Raw genomic sequence first — 13,498 nt, 5'->3', positions numbered from 1 at the left:
GACACCACAAACCCGATAGGCGTGAATTAACCTTTTAGCTTACCCTCACCGTCGAAGGGCCAGTCGATCCCAAGCCAGGCCTTGAAGAAGGCCTTCTGTTTCCGGCTCGGCTTATCGACACTGGTGAGCACAAGCTTTTCACTGGGCTGGTCGGCCAGCGTCAGCGATACCTCTTTCAAACTGTCATTGCTAAACAGGGTCACCTTGATGGTGTCGCCCGGTGCAAAGTCTTCGATGCGCGCCGCAAACCCTTTGGCCGTCACCTTAAGCTCGTTTATCGCCACCAGCTCATCACCCGCCACTATGCCTGCGCGCCAAGCCGGCCCTTCACGTTTTACGTGACTAAGCCTCAGGCTGCCCTCGCGGATCTGCATGCCGGCGTAGGCAATAGCCTTGTTATCATTGCCATAGTCTTTCTTCAGCCCCGCCTTCGCCAGCAGGACATCAAAGTCCAGCACTAGCGGGCTGTTGACATGGCGCTGCCACCAGTCGCCATAATCTTTGCCCGACAGCTCACCCAAGAGCAACTGCACATCGCTGACGCCGTATCCCGCAGGGTTCTTTACATCCTGGATCTTAAACTCCTGATACAGTTTGGCATGCAGATCCCGATAGGATGCCTTGAGGTCGGTGTCACTCAGCAGGCTGAAATCCAATGCCAACGAGGCCAAATAACCTTCTGAATAGATGTTGCTGCTGTGGTTTTGGGCGTAATCGCCACCAGCGGCCACCCACTAACCTGCGCTAGCCTCGGCGACAGACTGCACCTCGCGCCCCGGCGTCTGCTCATTGCGAGTGATACGCCTCGCCAGATCGTCTAGGAACTCCTTAGGCGTGATCACGCCGGCACGCAGCAGCAACTGACTCTGAAAATAGCTGGTCGAACCTTCGGCTATCCACAACAGCTCGGTGATCCCCTCTTGCTGATAATCATAAGGCACCAGGCCCTTGGGTCGATAGGCCTTCACGTTCCAGGTATGAATAAACTCGTGGGAAGCGGTCTTGATAAAGCCCAGATAATCTTTACGCTCACGAAAACTAAAGCGCGGGCGCTGAATAACGCTAGAGTTCAGGTGTTCGGTGGCGCCGCTGGCACCACTGGTGGCGTGCACCATGTAGACATAACGCTCAAACGGGTAGCCGTCCCAAATTGCCTTGGCCTGACCGCTTAGCCTGGTAAGGTCTTCCACCATCTTATCGAGATCATAGTTACCCTCCCCCCAGACCACCAACTCGTAGTCGCGACCGTCGGCCGAGAAGGCTCTGTGCTGGCTAACCCCTGTCTCTATTGGAGAGTCCACCAGCACATCATAGTTGTCCGCGATAAACAGATGAGTATCCTCAGACGCCATGCCTGAATAACTGCGCCAGGCATCGGAAACCTTTAGCGAGACGGTTACCGGCTGGTCGCGAAAATCTGGACTATAGACAAACACCCCGCTGGCATCGAGATAGGCATGGGATCCGTCGACATGACTCACCCTCTGCCCCAAACTGTTGGCATAGAGCTGGTAGGAGACCTTAACCTTAGTGGGCTGCGTCAATTTTACCTGCCATTCGCCGCTGGCACTGCGTTGCCATTCTAACACCTTGCCCGACTCATCTTCGGCCCTGAAATGACGAACCGCATCCCCCAGGGGCAACACCTGATACTTGCCGGTACGCCACACGGGGAGATTCACCGTGAGCTGCTTAACATCGCTGCGGGGAAAGGCCACTTCGACTTTGGCCAGGTGATGCTGAGGCTGGGTAAGATCGATGCGATAATTAACATCTGCATGGGCTTGAGATAGGAAAAAAGGACTAAAAATCAAAATCAAGGGTACAGCTAGTTTCACTCTGGCTTCCTTCTGTTATCATAGTTGTAATGTGAAGTTCGTCAGTATAACGCGATTTGTCACTCACACTGCGGACAGAATTCTAAAAACATAATACGCCCGCCTGCGGCTCGGTGATGCTACAAAAATGCGCATTTTTCTCTACAGTCTGGTTCTGTTCTTTGGCTATTGTGCCTCCACCTATGCGGCCTTCAGCCAATTGGTCAGCAAAGAGGTTAAATTCAAAGAGTCGGCGCCTGAGTTTTACCAAGACACCATTGCCAGCCTCTCCTTCCCCATCGAGTTTACCAACCAGGCAGAATTCAACCATCTTGCCGACAGCCAGGGTTTTAGCAGCCAGGAGCTGGAGCAACAGTTGCAATGGCTGGCCCGTGTCTATCTAGAGCCGGGCATCGGGGTCGATGATGCCATGGATAAGGCGCAGCAGGTGATGACCCAACTGGAAATCATCGCCGACACGTCCTACGACAAGGCCTACCTACTGATGCTCGAGGGGCGAAAAATTGGGCGGGAAAAACAAGATTATCAACAGGCGATCACCCATTACCAACAGGCACTGGGGCATCTCAAGGCCAGCGAAGATCTCGCGACGCAACTCCTGCTGCACAGCATTCATTACCAGCTGGGCGATCTCTACCGCATCACGCTACAGAAGAATGCCGCCCTCACCCACCTCAACCAGTACCGAGAGCTGGCCTACCAGTTCAGGGACGACTATCTGATTGCCAAGGCCGAGGCGACACTGGGGCGTCTCTACGGCAGCGAAGATCAGTTTGCCAAGGCGCTGCAGCACTACACCGAGGCGATCCGCCTAGCCGAAGGACTGGACAAGCCCTTCCTAAACGCCATCTTGTCGCTGCGTCTGGCCCGCGTCTATCGAGATCTCAAATCTTGGGATGAGGCGCTAACTTATGCCCACAAGGCCGCCGACGGTTTCACCAAGATAGGTAAAGACAATTATCTTTCCAGCGCCATGACGGTGATCGCCATGGTATATGGCGAACAGGAGCGCTGGAATCAGGCGATCGATTACTACCTCAATGCCCAGCAGATAGATGTCAAACGCGGAAACCTGACCGGCCAGGCCCTCAATCTTCACAACCTGGGAGAAGCCTATTTCAACAACAAGGAGCCCGAGCGGGCCCTGAATAACCTCATCAAGGCTAACGGTCTATTTCTGCAAAAAAAGAGCAAGCACTATCTGATTTATAACGATCTGTTGATCGCCCAGGTGGCCAGTCAGCTGAACGACTGGAGCATGGTCAATGCCTACGCCGCCAAGGCCTTTGTCTTAGCCCGGGAGAAAAAGCTGCCGGAACAGATGTTTGAAGCCCTGCAATATAAGACCCGTGCCCTTAAGGAACTGGGCGATATCGACAAGGCGCTGGCCGCATTGGAGGAGCTGATCTCCCTTAGCCAATATTTCGAGCAAGAGAACCAGAAGCCTTCAGACTATAGCCCGAGCGTCTTGGCCGAACAGCAACTCAAGCTTCAACTCAGCCAGCTTCAGGCGTCAAACAAGGTGCAGGAGAAGCAGGCCCATCAGTTTAGGCTGGCGGCCAGCATCATCTTTATCGTGAGCCTGCTGCTGGCCCTGGTTGGCGTCAATCAATGGCGCGGCAAGGCCAAGCTAAAGCAGCAGCTAACCAACCTTAAACAGAAGGTAAACCAGGAGCCCATCAGCCAGCTGCCGGGTTATCACGGCTTCATCGCCCGTATGAGTCAGGGTGAAGATATCGCCCAACTGGCGCTGCTGTCTCTCGACGAGGGTCATAAACTGGATCAGACACTGGGCGCCGAGATCTACCTAGAGACCAAGGCGCGTCTTATGGATACCCTCAGCCGGGCACTGGAAGGGGAAGCCTACCTGATCCGTCCTGGGCTCATCCTTCTGTGCCTGAAAAAGTTGACGCCACAGCAGATCCTACTGGAGCAGATCCGTAGCCTGCTCGATGAGCAGTCTCAGACTCGAGGCGCCCACTTCAAGATTGGCTGTATCAGGGTGCCGCTACTGGGCAATCCAGACATCAAGGTGGCGCCCGATACCTATTTCAATGTGCTGCAGATGTTGGTGGCTGGCGCCATGAGTCTTGGGACACAAAAAGATTGCTATGTCAGCATCACGCCGCTCAATTTTGCGCCGGCAGCAATTTTATCTAACCCGCTATACTTACACTTGGAAAAAGGAATCAGCCGAGGATTGGTTAAGGTCGAGTGCAATGAGAATAAGGCGCTGATCCACTGGCCCAAATGGCAGGAAGCAAACGATGCAGAATCCACATAATTTCGTAAAAGTATACTGCCTGGGTCACATACCCTCGACGGTGCATTTGCATAAGCTAGGGGATCGGATACCATTGGTCTCATATAGGTCTCCATCAGCCAAAGGTAAAACGCTTCGGCAACTTCTAACTGCTTTCCAAGATAGAAGTTTCTTCCACCAACTGACGCTGAAGTTTATTGATAAGGTCTAGAATGAAAGACGCTATGACAAGCCTTTCCCAAGTATCGCTCCTTCAGCAGAAACTCCATTCTGCCAAAATCGCATTGGAAGAACTCAAGGATCAGAAGGCCCAGAGCCAGAGTTCGCTGTTGCAGTTTATTGGCCATCTCAGCCTGGCCTGTAAGGGGCAGAGCATAGAGCTGGACAACAAACTGGCCAAGCTACGTCATAACCTGCTCAACGTCGAACATATCGACGAAGTACTGCCGGATCTGCTCGAGGTCGAGCAGCTACTCAAGCAGCAATATCATCACGTGATGGGCCAACTCGAAGACGGTCGCGCCAGCCTCGCCAAGGTGATACGCCAGCTGCAACGTGTCGACTCCATACCGGAAAAACTTAAGAAAGAGATCGCCTACTATAAGCAGGACTTGGGTAAACCATTCCACACCTATTGGGATTACTTCCCTAAGGTCGAGCGGCTGGTCGGTTTCTTCGAAGCCATCATGCATGAACGCCTCAGCCAGGGAGACAAGTTAGAGGTCCTGCCCAAACACAGGCAGCTGGCCCATGAACTGGCACAGATGATCTCGGAGATCGAGTTTCGTAAGGATCAGCGCGATCAAGTGTTGGTGATCAAGGATTACCTGGCCGCCGAAATTGACGTCGATGGGCTGATCGATGCCTATCAGACCATACTCTCCCTGCTGCTGGAGAACATCGCGCTGGAGAAGAGCGCCTCCCAGGAGTTCCTCTACGCCCTCAACGACGCCCTCTCGGCGGTGCGCGAGGTGGTAAACGACTCCTACAACAGCAATCAGCGTAGCTATCAGCTAAAGAAACAGCTCAACCGTGAGATCAACTCACGGGTCGACAATGTTGGCGATGCCATTATCGACATTGACGACATAGACCACCTCAAGCTACAGGTCACCGAGCAGTTAGCCTCTATCCGTACCGCCTTGGGACGCAAAGAGGCCCTGGAGCAGCGCGAACAGGCGATGCTGCGCAAATCCATAGAGACCATGCGTGACGAGCTCAACGAGCTAAGTAAAGAGGCCAATGCCTATAAAGAACGCCTGTTCGAACAGCAGAAACTCAACCTGCTTGACACCCTGACACAGCTGCCCAATCGTGCGGCTCTGGAAGAGCGTATGGAACAGGAGTTCCGCAACTATCAACGCCATCGTCATCCCCTATGGGTCGCCGTGGCCGACATAGATCACTTCAAGTCCATCAACGATAACTTTGGCCACAGTACTGGAGATAAGACGCTACAGGTGATCTCTATGGCACTGAAAAACTCCCTGCGAGAATCTGAGTTTGTGGCCCGTTACGGCGGTGAGGAGTTTGTCCTCCTGATCCCGGATGTCTCGGCTAACGACATAGAGCATCTGTTGAATCGCGTGAGAGAAAAAGTAAAAAATATTCCCTTTAAGTTTAAAAATCAGAGAATTACAGTTACAGTATCAATAGGTGCTGCACAAATTCTTGAAAACGAGCAGATAAGCGAAACCTTCGAACGCGCCGACGCAGCACTCTACAAGGCCAAACATGAAAGCAGAGACAGAGTGATAATTGACGCCTAATCCTGGGGCTTCCTCAGGACTCTCAACCCTTTTCCCCGGTGTCATGGCTCGAGTCTGCTGCTAAGGAGTCGCCATGATCGTCAACATCAGTCCCAGAGGCAGTATGGATCAACTTTCCCAGTTGGAAGTTGATCGCCTCAAGCAAAATGCAAGTAGTGAACTCTATCAACTCTTTCGCAGCTGCTCCCTGGCGGTACTCGCCTCGGGACTGAAGAGCGACAACGCCGGCACCCTCTTCAAGCAATACAGCAACTTCAACATCAACGTACTCAGACGCGAGCGTGGCATCAAGATAGAGCTGGTTAATCCCCCCGAGGCCGCCTTTGTCGATGGCCACATCATTGCCGGGATCCAGGAGCACCTGTTTGCGGTACTCAGGGATATCGTCTACCTCAGCGATCGCTACGACAACCTGAAACACATCAACCTGACCAACTCCAGCCATATCACTAACGTGGTGTTCGACATACTGAGAAACGCCCAGGTGATCCCGCGCCAAGACCCCAACATAGTGGTCTGTTGGGGTGGCCACAGCATAGACGCCAATGAATACCAGTACACCCGGGAGGTAGGTTACGAGCTGGGGCTACGCAGCATGGATATCTGTACCGGCTGCGGGCCGGGAGCCATGGAAGGGCCCATGAAGGGCGCCGCCATCGGCCATGCCAAACAGCGGGTGCGTACCGCCCGCTATGTCGGCCTGACAGAGCCCAGTATCATCGCCGCCGAGCCCCCCAATCAGATAGTCAACGAGCTGGTGATCTTGCCCGACATAGAGAAACGCCTGGAGGCCTTCGTGCGCCTGGGGCACGGCATAGTGATCTTCCCAGGTGGTGCCGGCACCGCCGAGGAGCTACTCTACCTGCTGGGGATCCTACTCAACAAGGAAAATACCAACATCCCCTTCCCCTTGGTCCTCACAGGTCCGAGAGAGAGTGCCGATTACTTTCTCAAGATAGATGAGTTTGTCGCCGCCACCTTAGGCGAGGAGGCCCAGAGCAAGTATGAGATCGTCATCGACGACCCTGTGCGGGTGGCCCGGATCATGAGCCATGGCATGACGCTCATCAAACAGCATCGCAGAGACACGGGCGATTCCTACCAGTACAACTGGTCGCTAAAGATAGAGCCCGAGTTTCAGCTGCCCTTCGTGCCGGATCATGAGATCATGAGCAACCTCAGCCTCTACTTCCAGTCCAACAAGGCAGAGCTAGCGGCCAACCTCAGACGGGCGTTTTCTGGTATAGTGGCGGGCAACGTCAAGGTAGATACCATGAGAGAGATAGAGCGCTCGGGGCCCTTCGAACTCAGGGGAGATAAGCAACTGATGAAGTTGATGGACACCCTGCTACAGGCCTTTGTGGATCAGCAGCGCATGAAGCTGCCCGGCACAGCCTATGTCCCCTGTTATCGGATCGCCACCTAACCCTGCGCTAGAGATAAGATGAACCGATTTTTAATCATAGATGGACTTAACCTGGTGCGGCGTATCCACGCCGCCCAACCAAATGAGAGCGATGTCAACGGCTTGGCGGAGAGGGTCACCTCAGCCTGCCGTAAGCTACTGGGTAAGCATAAGCCCAGTCACGTCACCCTGGTCTGGGACGGCGACGCCATCTCCTGGCGCAAACAGCTCTATGAAGACTATAAGAAGGGACGCAAACCCATGCCCGAGGCACTTAGTCAGACCCTCCCAGCCCTTAAACAACATCTCGCCGAGCGGGGGTTTCACTCCATAGATGCCGTTGCCGAGGCCGATGATGTGATCGCGACCCTGGCCAGCAAGATGGTGAAAGCCAATGGCGAGGCGATCATCGTCTCCACCGACAAGGGCTTTACCCAGCTGCTTTCCCCTAACATACAGCTATGGGATCACTTTAATCAGCAGGCGATCACCATAGAAGATCGTGAGCATCAATTGGGGGTCGATCGCAGTCAGTTTATCGATTTTCTCGCCATGGCCGGCGACAGCGGCAACAAGATCCCCGGCATCCCAGGTATAGGTCCTAAGTCGGCCTGTGAACTGCTGAAAACCTTCCGCACCCTGGCCAACGTCTACGCGTCACTGGATAAGATAGGTGCCAAACAGGCCAAGAAGCTTGAAGAGGGACGGGCTCTAGCGAGACTGAGCTATAAACTGGTGCAGCTGCAGACCGATATCCCCCTCAATACCCGCCTGGCGAACTTCAGGGTTGCGCAGACGACAAAGGCGTAAACATTCGGTTACTTATTTCTTGGCTTTCTCTCGGCGGTAAGCGAAAACGACACTACCATCCCTTTTTCATCTGCTTTATATTGTAACCAATATGTTGCAGTGGTTTAATCCACTGCAGATACACCCGCAGCATGGAAGGATCCCAAGGTAAGATGAAATCTAAAGTTCCAGTGATCATAGGCTCAATCTTTGCGGCCTATTTGGCCTTTGTCGCCGTCGTCGTCCTGGTTTATGAACCAACACCAGACGATATGGACTGGGAAGACAGACAGGCCTATAACAACGCCAAGTTAACCGAGCTGTCCATAGGACAACCGATAGAGCAGATCAAGACACTCATGGGTAAGGCCGACTTCTCCGAGGCCAAGAGCACTAACCAAGATACCCTGCAGGTGCTCTTCTATCGCACCCATCACAGCAAATCAGACGGCGAGACCACACGCGACGAGTGTACGCCGCTGCTGTTTAAAAACAATAAGCTGATCGCCTGGGGCCAGGACACCTATCAGCAATATCTCGACTCCCCCATCGGCGGTTAATCGCTAAGATGCTAAAGGCGCTGTTACAACCAGCGCCTGACACTGCTTAAATACGCCCCATATTCCTTGGGAAACTTAGCCAGCAGATAGGCCTCCTCCCGGCGAATCGCCAACCAATAGACCCCCAGACAGGCAGGCAAGGTACTGAGCAATAGCCAGGGAGAAGCTAACAAAAGCCCTAACCCTATGGGAAACCCACAGAAAGCCACATAGATGGGATTACGGCTATAGCCATAATAGCCAGAGGTAATGATGCTGGAGGTAGGCTTCCAGGGCTCGATGGCCGTCTGCTGCCGCCTGAAGATCACCAACAGATGCACTAAAACCAGGCAAGAAACCAATAGTAAAACGCCCCCCATCAGCTGCCCAAGGGGGTGGGCTGCCTGCGCCATTGGATATAACTGCTCCAGACCAAATGCCGCGGCCATGGAGAGAATAAAAATTAAGGGAGGCGGCACCTTGACGCAGGGCCCCTTGCTATCGTTTTGTGTCATACCCTGCTCCATCTTGCTTTACGCTCCTTTAGTAAGGCTTCCTACAATGAGATAGCCTTTGTCGGCATGCCATAAAAAAGCCGGGCACTGCCCGGCTTAAACATACTGTCAGGCTTAGCCCGCCTTCTTAAACTCCTGATAGGCCTCTCCCCGAGTCAGCCACTCGGGCGCTGGCTTACCCTTCAGGTAATGATCGAAGTATTGCATCATGCGCAGGCTATAGTCGAGCTTATTAGGGTATTTCTTCAGATGATGTGGCTCATCCTGATACTGGAGGAACACCACATCCTTACCGGCGCGGCGCATGGCCAGATACAGCTCGACACCTTGCTCCCAGGGCACTGCATCATCTTTATCGCCAAACATGATCATCATAGGCGTCTTGATGCGCTCCACATAGAAGACGGGAGAGTTTTCGATATATTTCTGCGGCGACTTAAACAGGCTTTCACCGATACGGCTCTGTCCGGTCTCATACTGGAATTGACGCGCCAGCCCTGTGCCGTGACGAATGCCGCTATAGGCGCTGGTCATGTTAGACACGGGCGCGCCACTTACCGCCGCCTTGAAGATAGAGGTCTGCGTCACGGCAAAGGCGGTCTGGTAGCCGCCCCAGGAGTGGCCCTGAATACCTACCGCGTTCGCATCGGCGATGCCCATATCAATCAGCTTCTGCACCCCAGAGGTCAGTGCCTGAACCGAGCTCGCACCAGGGTAACCCACCTCGAAACGGATATCCGGCAGGAAGATGGCGTAGCCGTTATCGGCATACCAGGCAAAGTTTGGTCTGTGGTTCAGCTTCATGTCTGGGAAGGCATGCAGCCTGTCGCTCATGAAACGGTAGAAATAGACCAGCACAGGGTAGCGCTTACCGGCCACATAGTTAGAAGGCTTGATCAGCACGCCATCGAGCGGCTTGCCGTCACCGTTGGTCCAGTGCACCAACTCGGCGTTACCCCAATCAAGCTGGCGCTTCTGGTCATCAATGCGGGTCTGGCGGGTCGCCTGCTCTGGGCTTTGCAGCTCGCTGGCATAGAGATCCGGGTAGAGATCGAAGCGCTCCTTAGAAAACAGCACCTGTTCACCCTGTTCGGCGCGGGCCAGTAGCTTGAGCTTATAGTCGCCCTCCATAAGCGGCTTAACGCCAGAAACACCCACCTTGGCGCTGTAGAAACCGTCGCCCTTGGTGCGTTCGTTATAGCCATGCAGCAGGAGGCTCTGATCCGGCTTCAGCAGATCCGGCTTGTCCGCCTTATCTAGCAAGCCCGTGACGCGATACTGGATCTGCGCCTTACGTCCCTTGGCGGCCGTGATGCGAAACGCATCGCGAGAATCGGTATTAAACTGCCAGATATCATACTTATCGTAGGCCAGGAAGGCTGAGCCATCCTCTACCCAAGGGCCTAAACCATAACCGGGGGCCACAGACGGATAGTCATGATCTTCATCGGCAAACGGCGTCTTGAAATCTTTGGTCAGCTTGACCCGGCTATCCTGAGCTATCTGATAGAGGAAGATATTGCCCTGCTGATAATAGGCCACGAAGCGCTCGTTAGGCGACAGCGAAGGCGCCTGAGAAACAGGTTGCTGAACGAGAAACGCCTGCTTACGCCCTGTGTTGAGATCCACCAGATAATAGTCGCGGTAGAAACCGGCCCAGGTGATCATCTTAAGGTAAGGCACATCTGTGCTGGCGAGCATGAAGCGCTGCTGCTGACCAAGCTCAACATCCGGCACCGCCTGATCGGCCAGCTGCACCACCTGCTTAGAGCCAAGGTGCAACACTGCAAGATAGGTGCGTTTCAGTTCTTTCTTGTACTGCTTGACCTCGTTTGGCTTGATGCGCGGGTCGTCCCCATGCCACACCCTTAGCTCACGTTGGCCGGTGATCACCTCAGTATCATAGAGATCATCCGCCTTAGCCACCTTAGGCAACTCTAACTGCTGACTCACCTCGGGCACGCGGCCGAAGAAGAGGCGCTTACTGTCCTCGGAGAAGGTCAGCTCGCTGTAACGGTTCAGGGTCCACTCGTCGCTGTTGGCCACCCGATGCAGCTTGTCGCTGCCCGCTTGATGCAAGGCGAGATGGTATTCACGTCCCCAGGGGGCATCGCTGGCCTTGCCATAGGTAAAGGCAACATATTTACCATCTTCACTGGCGGATACGGCGCCTATTTGCTGATCCACATACCCGGCAATGACCTGCAGCTCACCACTAGCAAGGTTCATCCGCTGCACCCGGTGCAGATTACTGGCAATATCGTTTTGGGCAACGACCAGACTGCGGCCCGCCTTATCGAAATAATAAGCGGTAACATGGGCCAGTTTCTCACTGCTCACCGCCTTGAGGTTCACCACCTCTAGGGTGCGCCCCTTGTCATACTTGTCGACTTTTGGCTTCTTATCGCTCTCTTTGGCCTTAACCTTACTATTGTTGTCGTTGGCCTCAGGCTCGTCTTTCTTATCACTATCGGCATCGTCACCGGCCTCATACCAGATGGCCAGATGGGTTCCCGCCTCGTTAAAGGCAAACTCCTTCACCTTATCATAGCGGGTCTCTTTACCAGTTTGAGTGTCCAGCAACGCCAGACCGGCCTTAAGCTTCTTACGGGCCTTAGGGCTGGCTTTTTCCTGCTCGAGCAAACTAGGGGCGATAGCGAAGGCGGCGAAACGACCATCACGGCTGATCAGCGGCTTACTGCCACCCGCCACGGTAAAACGTTGCTCACTGCCCAGACGTTTCACCAGGCCGTGACTGTCTCCCCTGTCCGGGCTGACCTCGACGGCAAAGGCGCTGCCATTGGCCGAGAGCACGGGTTTCTTGAGAGATTCGAATTTCATGATGACATCGGGCGTGACATCGGCACTGAGGGCAGCGCAGGAAAAGAGACTGGCACACAAGAGAGATAGGGTCGGTAATGGCTTCAAGGTCTTCCTCGTTTTAACTTATTATTAACGGATTTAGCTTGTCATTAACGGATGTAGCCTGAGTTATTAGACTAAAGTAGACTTTTTTAACGCTTAAGGATCAATCATCGTCATTAGCCTTTGTTATTGCAAGTTAGCCTACACAAAAAAACGTGAGATTGCTCACTATTTCCTGTGAAATTTGCGCAAAAGTAGTTAAAATAAAGCCGATAAGATTCTAAAAATTCATAGTCATAACACCGTGTCTTTCGACATGGTCAGACAATAGCAGTAACGACCAACCGTGGAAGGACTCTCCATGTCAAAAAGAACTATTACCGTTATCCCGGGTGATGGGATTGGCCCAAGCATAATCGACTCAGCAATCAAGATCTTAGATAAAGCTGGATGTGATTTCGAATACGAATTTGCCGATGCAGGCCTAGCCGCACTTGAGAAGCAAGGTGAACTTCTACCTCAACGTACATTGGATATGATCGAGAAGAACCGTATCACGCTGAAAGGGCCACTAACCACCCCTGTCGGCGAAGGTTTCACCTCAATCAACGTCACTTTACGTAAAAAATTCAGCTTATATGCCAACGTACGCCCTGTATTGTCTTTTAAAGGCACTCAGGCACGTTATGACAACATCGACATCATCACGGTACGCGAAAACACCGAAGGCATGTACTCTGGCCTAGGTCAAACCGTTTCTGAAGATGGTGCGACTGCTGAAGCCACCAGTATCATCACCCGTCAGGGCGCCGAGCAGATCACCACCTTCGCCTACGAGCTAGCGCGTAAAGAGGGTCGTAAGAAGGTGACTATCGTACACAAGGCCAACATCATGAAGTCGACCTCAGGCCTGTTCCTGAAGGTTGCCCGTGAAGTGAGCCAGCGTTACCCAGACATCACCACCGAAGAGATGATTGTCGACGCGACTTGTATGAAACTGGTGATGAACCCTGAAAACTTCGACGTGATCGTCACCACCAACCTGTTCGGTGACATACTATCGGATCTGTGTGCCGGTCTGGTGGGCGGCCTGGGTATGGCACCAGGTGCCAACATAGGTAAGGACGCGGCGATCTTCGAAGCGGTTCACGGCAGTGCACCAGATATCGCAGGTAAGAACCTGGCTAACCCAACTTCAGTCATTCTGGCGTCAATCCAGATGCTGGAATACCTGGGCATGTCAGACAAGGCACACGCCATTCGCACGGCGGTCTCTACCGTGATCGAAGAAGGCGACCGCACGACTCGCGACCTTGGCGGTACTCACGGTACTTCTGACTTCACCCAGGCGGTACTCGAGCGTCTGTAATAGACCAGTAGCCATAGGCTAGAAGCAAAAAGCCCCGCAATCGCGGGGCTTTTTATTATCCAGTCTCTGCAACCAATGCCTAATACCAATCACAGTAAACATATGATCAGAAATAGCGCAGGAAAAACGCTTGAGAACAAAGCAGG

Annotated in this window: 8 protein-coding genes and 1 pseudogene; 6 read left to right on the top strand and 3 right to left on the bottom strand. The window is 53.4% G+C overall.

All coding sequences use genetic code 11. The annotated features are described in order from the left end of the window. Nucleotides 1–26: 26 nt before the first annotated feature. Nucleotides 27–1,838 (bottom strand): annotated as a pseudogene (locus GNT65_RS08685) (M61 family metallopeptidase). A gap of 127 nt (nucleotides 1,839–1,965) precedes the next feature. Between GNT65_RS08685 and GNT65_RS08680 the strand changes: the two are divergent. The 5 genes from GNT65_RS08680 to GNT65_RS08660 all read left to right on the top strand — a co-directional run bounded on the left by GNT65_RS08680 (nucleotide 1,966) and on the right by GNT65_RS08660 (nucleotide 8,624). Next, nucleotides 1,966–4,122, top strand: coding sequence for a tetratricopeptide repeat protein (locus GNT65_RS08680; RefSeq protein ID WP_160795305.1), 2,157 nt, complete (start codon nucleotides 1,966–1,968; stop codon nucleotides 4,120–4,122). A gap of 191 nt (nucleotides 4,123–4,313) precedes the next feature. Beyond that, nucleotides 4,314–5,870, top strand: coding sequence for a GGDEF domain-containing protein (locus GNT65_RS08675; protein ID WP_160795303.1), 1,557 nt, complete (start codon nucleotides 4,314–4,316; stop codon nucleotides 5,868–5,870). Between the two features lie 73 nt (nucleotides 5,871–5,943). Beyond that, complete coding sequence (gene ppnN, locus GNT65_RS08670) at nucleotides 5,944–7,296, top strand: nucleotide 5'-monophosphate nucleosidase PpnN (RefSeq protein WP_160795301.1); 1,353 nt, start codon at nucleotides 5,944–5,946, stop codon at nucleotides 7,294–7,296. Between the two features lie 18 nt (nucleotides 7,297–7,314). Further along, nucleotides 7,315–8,085, top strand: a complete 771-nt coding sequence (gene xni / locus GNT65_RS08665; protein WP_160795299.1) for a flap endonuclease Xni — start codon at nucleotides 7,315–7,317, stop codon at nucleotides 8,083–8,085. A gap of 152 nt (nucleotides 8,086–8,237) precedes the next feature. Next, nucleotides 8,238–8,624: a DUF3192 domain-containing protein gene (locus tag GNT65_RS08660; RefSeq protein WP_160795297.1), complete on the top strand. Its 387-nt coding sequence runs from the start codon at nucleotides 8,238–8,240 to the stop codon at nucleotides 8,622–8,624. A 23-nt stretch (nucleotides 8,625–8,647) separates the two neighbouring features. On the opposite strand, the gene GNT65_RS08655 is transcribed toward GNT65_RS08660, so the two are convergent. Beyond that, a complete protein-coding gene (locus GNT65_RS08655; protein ID WP_244952135.1) occupies nucleotides 8,648–9,118 on the bottom strand; it encodes a methyltransferase family protein in 471 nt (156 codons plus the stop codon). A gap of 114 nt (nucleotides 9,119–9,232) precedes the next feature. Beyond that, nucleotides 9,233–12,046: an alpha/beta hydrolase family protein gene (locus GNT65_RS08650; protein ID WP_160795293.1), complete on the bottom strand. Its 2,814-nt coding sequence runs from the start codon at nucleotides 12,044–12,046 to the stop codon at nucleotides 9,233–9,235. A 298-nt stretch (nucleotides 12,047–12,344) separates the two neighbouring features. Here GNT65_RS08650 and GNT65_RS08645 point away from each other — a divergent pair, with 298 nt between their 5' ends. After that, on the top strand, nucleotides 12,345–13,352 hold the full coding sequence (locus GNT65_RS08645) for an isocitrate dehydrogenase (protein WP_160795291.1): 1,008 nt from the start codon (nucleotides 12,345–12,347) through the stop codon (nucleotides 13,350–13,352). Nucleotides 13,353–13,498 lie beyond the last annotated feature (146 nt).

Source organism: Shewanella insulae (assembly GCF_009831655.1).
GTDB classification, from domain to species: Bacteria; Pseudomonadota; Gammaproteobacteria; order Enterobacterales; family Shewanellaceae; genus Shewanella; species Shewanella insulae.
The sequence above is the reverse complement of the archived record's forward strand: the minus strand, read 5'-3'. Positions and strand labels throughout refer to the sequence as shown.